Below are 9,531 nucleotides of genomic sequence, written 5' to 3'. Positions count from 1 at the left end.
GCGCGACGAGTTGTCCTCACTGACCCGCTCCGTGCCGGAGTCGGCGTCCGTCTCGTCGTTCATCGACGAGCTCGACGGCATCGCCGCGGCCACTGGGATGCAGGTGTCCGCCTTCACGGCGAGCGACGCCACGGCGTACCAGCCCGCCGCCACGGCCGCGGGTTCCGCGTCGTCCGCCGCCACGCCCGCGCCCGGTGCGGCAGCGACCGCCACCCCGGTACCGTCGGCGACTCCGGCCGAGCCGACTGCTCCGTCGATCGTCACCAACGCCGCGATCACCGGTCAGAACTTCTCCGTCATCCCCGTCACGGTGGCGGTCGACGGGACGTTCGACCAGGCCCTGCGGTTCGTCCAGGGCGTCCAGACCGGCAAGCGCCTGTTCCTGATCACCTCGATCACCTCGGCGCAACAGACGGGCGACGACGGATCGGCAGCGACGACCGCGACCTGGACGTTCGGTGGCTCGATCTACGTGCTCGACCGCAGCGCCGATTCCGGCGCGACAGCGGGCGCCACCGCCGCCACGAACGGCTGACCCGCCCCTCCCGAGAACCCCCACGGACTGGGGTGTGACGCGCCACGCCACACCCTCTTCCGCCGGGGGTCCTCGTCTGCGTACGATGCTCCCGACGCCGCGTTCGCGGTCGCTCATCCCCCTCTCGGACGGCCCCGCTCGTGGGCTGTTCCTCGTCGTGCCCGGAGTCGCGCGTGTTGTACGGAATCGTGGAGTTCCTCGGCTGGTTCGGAGCGGTAACTGTCTTGGCCGGTTACATCCTCTTCTCGACCGGCAAGCTGCAGAACGGACCCACGTACCAGCTGCTGAACCTCGTCGGCGGTCTCGCGATCGCCGTCAACGTCGGGGCGCACCACGCCATCCCGTCGCTCATCGTGAACGGCATCTGGGCGATCGTCGCCGTCGTGGTGCTCACGAAGATGCTGCGCGCCCGTCGCGCAGCGAAGCGCGGCGAGCCGGTCGACGCCACGGCCCCGCAGGTCCTCGTCGAACCGCCGACCACGACGGCGGTGCTGCCGGTCGTCGGTCCGGCGCTCCGCGACCACGACGCAGCGCCCGAGAGCGCTACCAGCGCCGACGCCGAGCAGATCCCGGTCGCGCCGGCTCCCATGACCGAGACCGTGCCCGTGATCACCGCGACGATCGCCCTCGCGCTGGTGGCGGCGGCGCAGCAGGAGCACGCCCAGCAAGAACAGCAGCAGCACGGCCGGCAGGAACAGCAGCAGCACCTCACCCAGCAGGAGCAGTAGCAGGCGCACCCCGGCCGGAACACGCGTCACAGCACGCCGGACCTGAGCGCGCCTGACGCCGACCACCGCGCCGCCGGCCGCCCGAACGCCACGACGACCGTCCGTGCACCCCGGCCCGGCGATACGATCACCCCATGTCCCGATGGCTCGTGGCGACGATGACGTCCGTCCTCTTCATCGCGCTCGTCATCGCGGTGTCCGGCTTCGAGGCGCTCCTCGCGGACGTCGAGCCGATCACCCAGCCGGACGCCACCCCGTACCTCGGCCCGGCGATGGTCGTCTCCGCCGCGATCGTGGTGTTCCTCGCCACCGCGACCGGCGCCCGGGAGGGCAACCCCGGCGTCACCGGCCTCGTCGCCGCGGCGGCCTCGTACCTGGTGATGCTCGGCGTCGGCGCGGTCGGCTACGCCCTCCTCCGTGGCGACGTCACCGAGCTGCTCGTGTTCCCGGCCGGCTCCGCGCTCGGCCCCTTCGTCGTGGGCACGGTCGTGGTGGCGCTGGTCTGCGTCGTCGGCGGGATCGCGATGATCCGCCACCAGGCACGCACGACCGACCCAGCGGGCGCGCCGGCTCAAACCCGCTCGACCGAGCCCGCCGGCACGACGGGTCACGCCCACACGATCGACGACCGCCACCCGACGGACCGGCCGGGCCCGGGGTCGCCCGCCCCCGGGAACGACGGTGGTCGGCGGTAGGATCGCCGCGTACGACGCACGGCGACCGGGGGCACCATGACCGACCAGGACCACGGCGGCGGCTGGGGAGCCGTCCCGCCCGTCGACGTTATCCGTGGCACGACCGCGGCCACCGCGCGCCCGCCCCGGAAGCGCATGCGCCGCGGTCCCCTCGTGGCGATCGTCGCCGGGGTCGCGGCACTCGTGCTGCTCGTGGTCGGCGGCGGCATCGGCTACGCGAACGGGATGAGCACGCACGCAGCGGACCGCCCGGTGCGGGCCTTCCTCGACGACCTCGCGGCGGGCAGGGCGTCGGCCGCCCTCGCCGCGGCCGGCATCGAGCACGACGCGAGCGACGTCCTGCTCACCGACGCCGCGTACGCGAAGGCGAAGCGCACGGTCACCGGGTACCGCGTCGCAGCGGTCCGAACGAGCGGCGACAGCGCATCCGTCACCGCCTACCTGCGACAGGGCGGCCAGGACGTCTCCGCGGTCTTCGACCTGACCCGCACCGGCACCGACTGGGGGGTGTTCCCGGTCTGGCAGCTGCAACCCCCGCGCCTCGGCACCGTCGACGTGTCGGTCCGCGGTCCGTCCCGCACACCGCTCCGGGTCGCGGGGAAGTCGGTCACGACGTCGAAGGGCGGCACGGCGTCCCTCAGCGCCCTGCCGGGCACCTACGACGTCGCCGTCCGCGGCGGGGAATGGGTCCGGTCCGACTCGGCGTCCGCCACGGTCAGCGGCTTCGGCGGCACGGCGTCGAGTCCGGTCGCGCTCACGGCCTCCCTCACATCGGCGGGCGAGCGCGCCGCGACGAAGGCGGTCGACGCGTGGGTCGACGGCTGCATCGCGTCGCACGACCCGGCTCCGTCGGGTTGCAGCTTCTACGCCTACGGCGAGGACCCGTCGTACACGTACACGAACGAGCGCTGGACGCTCGGCACGCGCCCGGTGGTGTCGGTCGGTGCGTGGTCCTCCGAGGGCTGGCTGGTCACCACCACCACCTACGGCCGGGCGACGTTCTCGGCGGACATCTCCGGGCCGGGCGGCGTGGGCACCGCCACGGCCGGGCCGATGAACGTCAACGCGAGCGGGTACATCACGGGCATCGGCGCCGACGGCGCCACGTTCCGTTCCGCGGTCGCTCCGGTCTCCTCCGAGTCCGGTTCCTGACGGCGCGGCGCACCGGCCTGGAGGCCCGCCCCGCGGCCCGACGTCGCCCCGCGACCCCGACGGTGGGCCACGCGACCGGCGGTGCGAGGATCCGCGCAGCGTGCGAGGCGCATGCCCTCGCACGCTGCGCGAAACCTCGCACGACGCGGGCCCGCCCGCGGGCCCGCCCGCGGACCTGCGACCCCCGCGACCACGCGCCGGACGGGTGTTCGCCGTGGGCGGTGCCCACGGGCCTCCAGGGCGACGCGCCCGGATTGATTTCGCGTGGTGGCGCGGGTAGGCTCTACCGGGTGTGCGCCCTCGGGCGCGCCCGAAAAGTCCGGTCGGCCGACGGCCGCAACCGGACCGATCCGTCCCCCACTGATCCCTCCGCCGACAGGCGGTCCTCGGTGTGGGACGAGGAAGCCGGCGGTCCGCGCCGGCCGGAGAGCACGAGCGAAGAACCAGGAGAACAGTTGCCTACCATCCAGCAGCTGGTTCGCAAGGGTCGTACGCCGAAGGTCACCAAGACCAAGGCGCCCGCCCTGAAGGCGAACCCCCAGCAGCGTGGTGTCTGCACCCGCGTCTACACCACCACCCCCAAGAAGCCGAACTCGGCACTGCGCAAGGTCGCTCGTGTCAAGCTCTCGAACGGCACCGAGGTCACGGCCTACATCCCCGGTGAGGGCCACAACCTCCAGGAGCACTCGATGGTGCTCGTCCGCGGCGGTCGTGTGAAGGACCTGCCCGGTGTCCGCTACAAGATCATCCGCGGTGCGCTCGACACGCAGGCCGTGAAGAACCGTAAGCAGGCGCGTAGCCGCTACGGCGCGAAGAAGGGTTGAGTCAATGCCTCGTAAGGGTCCCGCTCCCAAGCGTCCCGTCGTCGCAGACCCGGTCTACGGCGCGCCGATCGTCTCGCAGCTCGTGAACAAGATCCTGCTGGACGGCAAGAAGGGCCTCGCCGAGCGCATCGTCTACGGTGCACTCGAGGGCGTCTCCGCCAAGAACCAGCAGGACGCCGTCGCGACGCTCAAGAAGGCGCTCGACAACGTCCGTCCGACCCTCGAGGTCCGCAGCCGCCGCGTCGGTGGCTCGACCTACCAGGTCCCGGTCGAGGTCAAGCCGCACCGCGCGAACACCCTCGCGCTCCGCTGGCTGACCTCGTACGCCAAGGCCCGCCGCGAGAAGACGATGACCGAGCGTCTCATGAACGAGATCCTCGACGCGTCGAACGGTCTCGGTGCCGCGGTCAAGCGCCGTGAGGACACGCACAAGATGGCCGAGTCGAACAAGGCCTTCGCCCACTACCGCTGGTAGTCCCGGCACCGCCCCGGGGCGCCGGCGGCCACAAACCCCGGCGCCCCGTGACGGACGCCCATCTCTCCTACAACTCTTCCGGAGGAACCCTGTGGCACAGGACGTGCTCACCGACCTGAACAAGGTCCGCAACATCGGCATCATGGCGCACATCGATGCCGGCAAGACCACGACGACCGAGCGCATCCTGTTCTACACGGGCATCACGCACAAGATCGGTGAGGTCCACGACGGCGCTGCGACGATGGACTGGATGGCGCAGGAGCAGGAGCGCGGCATCACGATCACGTCGGCCGCGACGACCTGCTTCTGGGACAACAACCAGATCAACATCATCGACACCCCGGGTCACGTGGACTTCACGGTCGAGGTGGAGCGCTCGCTCCGCGTCCTCGACGGTGCGGTCGCCGTCTTCGACGGCAAGGAGGGCGTGGAGCCCCAGTCCGAGACCGTGTGGCGTCAGGCGGACAAGTACGACGTCCCGCGCATCTGCTTCGTCAACAAGATGGACAAGCTCGGCGCCGACTTCTACTTCACCGTCGACACGATCGTCAACCGCCTCGGTGCAGAGCCCCTCGTGCTCCAGCTCCCGATCGGCGCCGAGAACGACTTCGTCGGTGTCGTCGACCTCATCGAGATGCACGCCAAGGTCTGGCCGGGCGACGCCAAGGGTGATGTCACCATGGGCGCCCAGTACGAGGTCCAGGAGATCCCCGCGGACCTCCAGGCCCGTGCCGAGGAGTACCGCGCCAAGCTCATCGAGCGTGTCGCCGAGTCCGACGACGCCCTCCTCGAGAAGTTCTTCGACGGCCAGGAGCTCACGAAGGACGAGATCCGCGCGGGCATCCGCAAGCTGACCATCGCCTCCGAGGTCTACCCGGTCCTCTGCGGCTCGGCGTTCAAGAACCGCGGTGTCCAGCCCATGCTCGACGCCGTCATCTCGTACCTCCCGTCGCCGCTCGACGTCCCGCCGATGATCGGCCACGACGTCAAGGACGAGGAGAAGGAGATCATCCGCAAGCCCGACGCCTCCGAGCCGTTCTCGGCCCTGGCGTTCAAGGTCGCGGTGCACCCCTTCTTCGGTCGCCTGACCTACGTCCGCGTCTACTCGGGCTCGATCGAGTCGGGTGCCCAGGTCATCAACTCGACCAAGGGCAAGAAGGAGCGCATCGGGAAGATCTTCCAGATGCACTCCAACAAGGAGAACCCGGTCGACAACGTGACCGCGGGCCACATCTACGCGGTGATCGGCCTCAAGGACACCACCACCGGTGACACGCTCTGCGACCCGAACGACCAGGTCGTCCTCGAGTCGATGACGTTCCCGGAGCCGGTGATCGAGGTCGCCATCGAGCCGAACACGAAGGCCGACCAGGAGAAGCTCTCCACGGCCATCCAGAAGCTCGCGGAAGAGGACCCGACGTTCCGCGTCGAGCTCAACGCCGAGACCGGTCAGACCACGATCAAGGGCATGGGCGAGCTCCACCTCGACATCCTGGTCGACCGCATGAAGCGTGAGTTCAAGGTCGAGGCGTCGGTCGGCAAGCCGCAGGTGGCCTACCGCGAGACCCTGACCAAGCCGGTCGAGCGCTACGACTACACCCACAAGAAGCAGACCGGTGGTTCCGGTCAGTTCGCGAAGGTGCAGATCGCGCTCGAGCCCATGGAGGTCACGGCCGAGAAGGTCTACGAGTTCGAGAACGCCGTCACCGGTGGCCGCGTCCCGCGCGAGTACATCCCGTCGGTCGACGCCGGTATCCAGGACGCCATGCAGGTCGGCATCCTCGCGGGCTACCCGACGGTGGGCGTGAAGGCCATCCTCAAGGACGGTCAGTCGCACGACGTCGACTCGTCCGAGATGGCGTTCAAGATCGCCGGTTCGATGGCCTACAAGGAAGCCGCCCGCAAGGCCGGCCCGGTCATCCTCGAGCCGATCATGGCCGTCGAGGTCCGCACGCCCGAGGAGTACATGGGCGACGTGATCGGTGACCTCAACTCCCGTCGTGGCCAGATCGCCTCGATGGAGGACGCTTCGGGCGTCAAGGTGGTCCGCGCGAGCGTGCCGCTGTCCGAGATGTTCGGCTACGTCGGCGACCTCCGGTCGAAGACCTCTGGTCGCGCCGTCTACTCGATGACCTTCGAGACCTACGCACAGGTCCCGGCCAAGGTCTCCGAGGAGATCGTCGCGAAGAGCAAGGGGGAGTAGCGCTCCAGCGCTGCTCCACAGGCGAGGGCGCCCGGCGACGGGCCCCTCGTCACCAAGTACAGTAAAGACACACACCCTGCAGGCCAACGGTCGTGACCGACCGGGGGCATGCTTTCCGAGTCCTGAGGAGGACCCACAGTGGCCAAGGCCAAGTTCGAGCGCACCAAGCCGCACGTCAACATCGGAACCATCGGTCACGTCGACCACGGCAAGACCACGCTCACGGCGGCGATCACCAAGGTTCTGCACGACCAGTACCCGGACCTCAACGAGGCTCGCGACTTCGCGCAGATCGACAACGCTCCCGAGGAGCGCCAGCGCGGCATCACGATCAACATCTCGCACGTCGAGTACCAGACCGAGAAGCGCCACTACGCGCACGTCGACGCTCCGGGTCACGCCGACTACGTGAAGAACATGATCACGGGTGCGGCGCAGATGGACGGCGCGATCCTCGTGGTCGCCGCCACCGACGGCCCGATGCCCCAGACGCGTGAGCACGTCCTGCTCGCCCGCCAGGTCGGCGTCCCCTACATCGTCGTCGCGCTGAACAAGTCCGACATGGTGGACGACGAGGAGATCCTGGAGCTCGTCGAGCTCGAGGTCCGCGAGCTCCTCGGCTCGCAGGAGTTCGACGAGGACGCCCCCGTCGTGCAGGTCTCCGCTGTCGGCGCCCTCAACGGCGAAGAGAAGTGGGTGAAGTCCGTCCAGGACCTCATGGCCGCCGTCGACGAGAACGTCCCGGACCCGGTGCGCGCCACCGACCAGCCGTTCCTCATGCCGATCGAGGACGTCTTCACGATCACCGGTCGTGGCACCGTCATCACCGGCCGTGTCGAGCGTGGCACGCTGAACGTCAACGAAGAGGTCGAGATCGTCGGCATCCGCCCGACGCAGAAGACCACCGTCACCGGCATCGAGATGTTCCGCAAGCTGCTCGACTCGGCTGAGGCCGGCGACAACGCGGGTCTGCTCCTCCGTGGCCTCAAGCGTGAGGACGTGGAGCGCGGCCAGGTCGTCGTCAAGCCGGGTACGGTCACGCCGCACACGAACTTCGAGGCGAACGCGTACATCCTGACCAAGGACGAGGGTGGGCGTCACAACCCGTTCTACGCGAACTACCGCCCGCAGTTCTACTTCCGCACCACCGACGTCACGGGTGTCATCACCCTGGACGAGGGCACCGAGATGGTCATGCCCGGTGACACCGTGCACATGTCGGTCGAGCTGATCCAGCCGATCGCCATGGAGGAGGGCCTCCGCTTCGCCATCCGTGAGGGTGGTCGTACGGTCGGCGCCGGTACGGTCGAGAAGATCAACAAGTAACTCCGGTCACCTGTTGCAGCGGGGTCGGGCCTTCGGGCCCGGCCCCGCTGTCGTCGTTCCGTCACGGAGCAGCCGCCGTGCCCCGGGCGACCAGCCACCGGACGGGAGGCACGGCTCACCACGTGAGCGGTGCCTCCCGTCCGTCGTGTAGCCGATCCGCAACGTGTCCCCACAAGGTGGGACGACGTGTACCCCACTCGGGGTGCTGTTGCGGTTTGCCGCACTCGATACCGTCGAGTCGCGGGGCCGAACCGGCCCCGTGTGGTGACCCGAACACCCGCCTTCTCCGGCGCAGGAACCTGCCTGCCCGTCGCTGTCGCGCGCTGCTTTCGTGGTGCCGGACGCCGACCCGAAGGCACCCTCGATGCGCGCCACCCTGCTCGCCGCCCGTCCCCGCGCACTCGCGATGCTCGTCGTGACGGCCCTCCTCGCGGGGCTGCTCGCCGTCGTCGCGATCGCGCAGCCCGCGGCCGCGGACTCGTCATCAGCGTGTCGGCGAAGGCTCCGACGTCGGTCCTGAGCGGCGCTCCCGCGACCGTGACGCTCACGGCGAAGAACAGCACGTCGACGTCGGGCGGGACGGCGCTCTACGACCTCGGGTACTCCTACACGATGCCTCCGGGGGTCTCCTACGTCGCCGGCTCCGCGACCGCGGACGGCCAGACGCTGCCCGATCCGGTGCAGTCGTCGCTCGCGAACAACGCCGGGACGTTGCTCGTGTTCTCGAACGTGTCGGACCTGGTCGCGGGTGACCAGAAGTCGATCGCGTTCCGGGTGATGCCGTCGACCTCGACGCTCCCGGTCGGCACGTCCTTCACGGGCACAGCACAGGTGGCCGGGAGTGGCGACGCGCGCATGGTCCCGACGTTCGACGGCACGGGGAAGCCGGCGACCAACACCACGAACTCCGCCGCGGCGACGTCGAACGCGACCGCAGTCTCCGCGATCACGGTGTCGAAGGCCGAGGCGAGCCCCGAACACGAGCGGGTCCGTGGTGTCCACACGCACCCGACCGTCTACACGCTCACCGTGCAGAACACCGCGACGGCACCGAGCAACACCGTGACCGTCACCGACTACCTGCCGGCCGGACTCGAGTTCCTGCAGTGCGGCGGCGTCGACAACACCACGACCGGACCGGAGTACCCGGGTGCCCCGGACCTGAAGGCTGCGACGTCCGCGAACGCGACCGGCCCTGGTCAGCGTCGACGACGGCGGTGCGGCGACGTGCACGGACGGTCGAACGGTCGCCTGCACGCTGACCGAGGCGCTGCCGGTCGACTCGGCAGTCGCGTTCCAGATCACGGTGCGGGTCGCGGACGACGCACCGGACCGGATCACGAACACCGCGAGCGTCTCGACCCCCACGCTGCAGTCCGAGTCCTCCGCACAGACCCTCCGACCGGGTGACCCGACGCGGGTGAGCGACCCGGCGGCCGTCAGCGGCCAGCCGCGTGGCGACCTGGCCTTCACGGGAGCGGCCGGACTCGGGCTCGGGGCGCTGATCGCGCTGCTTGCGCTGGCAGCGGGCGCATTCCTGCTGGTCCTGCGGCGTCGCCGACGCGCGTAGCCGGCACCGGGACGGACGGG

At 69.9% G+C, this 9,531-nt stretch carries 10 protein-coding genes; all 10 read left to right on the top strand.

What is annotated here, in order from left to right:
* A partial coding sequence (locus tag I59_RS22730) for a hypothetical protein (RefSeq protein ID WP_022903298.1) occupies window positions 1-535 on the top strand: 535 nt, incomplete at its 5' end.
* 173 nt (window positions 536-708) lie between these two features.
* Window positions 709-1,263, top strand: a complete 555-nt coding sequence (locus tag I59_RS20765) for a hypothetical protein (RefSeq protein ID WP_022903297.1) — start codon at window positions 709-711, stop codon at window positions 1,261-1,263.
* Window positions 1,264-1,397: 134 nt separating this feature from the next.
* Window positions 1,398-1,958, top strand: a complete 561-nt coding sequence (locus I59_RS07295; protein WP_022903296.1) for a DUF6121 family protein — start codon at window positions 1,398-1,400, stop codon at window positions 1,956-1,958.
* A 36-nt stretch (window positions 1,959-1,994) separates the two neighbouring features.
* Window positions 1,995-3,110, top strand: a complete 1,116-nt coding sequence (locus I59_RS07290; RefSeq protein WP_022903295.1) for a hypothetical protein — start codon at window positions 1,995-1,997, stop codon at window positions 3,108-3,110.
* 455 nt (window positions 3,111-3,565) lie between these two features.
* Window positions 3,566-3,934 (top strand): 30S ribosomal protein S12, encoded by a 369-nt coding sequence (gene rpsL / locus I59_RS07285; RefSeq protein WP_017885540.1) that lies wholly within the window; start codon window positions 3,566-3,568, stop codon window positions 3,932-3,934.
* 4 nt (window positions 3,935-3,938) lie between these two features.
* On the top strand, window positions 3,939-4,409 hold the full coding sequence (gene rpsG, locus I59_RS07280; RefSeq protein WP_022903294.1) for a 30S ribosomal protein S7: 471 nt from the start codon (window positions 3,939-3,941) through the stop codon (window positions 4,407-4,409).
* 91 nt (window positions 4,410-4,500) lie between these two features.
* Window positions 4,501-6,615, top strand: coding sequence for an elongation factor G (fusA, locus tag I59_RS07275; protein ID WP_022903293.1), 2,115 nt, complete (start codon window positions 4,501-4,503; stop codon window positions 6,613-6,615).
* 138 nt (window positions 6,616-6,753) lie between these two features.
* Window positions 6,754-7,941, top strand: a complete 1,188-nt coding sequence (gene tuf / locus I59_RS07270; RefSeq protein ID WP_022903292.1) for an elongation factor Tu — start codon at window positions 6,754-6,756, stop codon at window positions 7,939-7,941.
* A gap of 364 nt (window positions 7,942-8,305) precedes the next feature.
* Complete coding sequence (locus I59_RS22725; RefSeq protein ID WP_175328283.1) at window positions 8,306-8,461, top strand: hypothetical protein; 156 nt, start codon at window positions 8,306-8,308, stop codon at window positions 8,459-8,461.
* On the top strand, window positions 8,431-9,351 hold the full coding sequence (locus tag I59_RS07260; RefSeq protein ID WP_022903290.1) for a DUF11 domain-containing protein: 921 nt from the start codon (window positions 8,431-8,433) through the stop codon (window positions 9,349-9,351). The genes I59_RS22725 and I59_RS07260 overlap by 31 nt, the downstream gene beginning before the upstream one ends.
* The last annotated feature ends 180 nt before the right edge of the window (window positions 9,352-9,531 follow it).

Source organism: Curtobacterium sp. B8 (assembly GCF_000333315.1).
Lineage (GTDB): Bacteria > Actinomycetota > Actinomycetes > Actinomycetales > Microbacteriaceae > Curtobacterium > Curtobacterium luteum.
The sequence above is the reverse complement of the archived record's forward strand: the minus strand, read 5'-3'. Positions and strand labels throughout refer to the sequence as shown.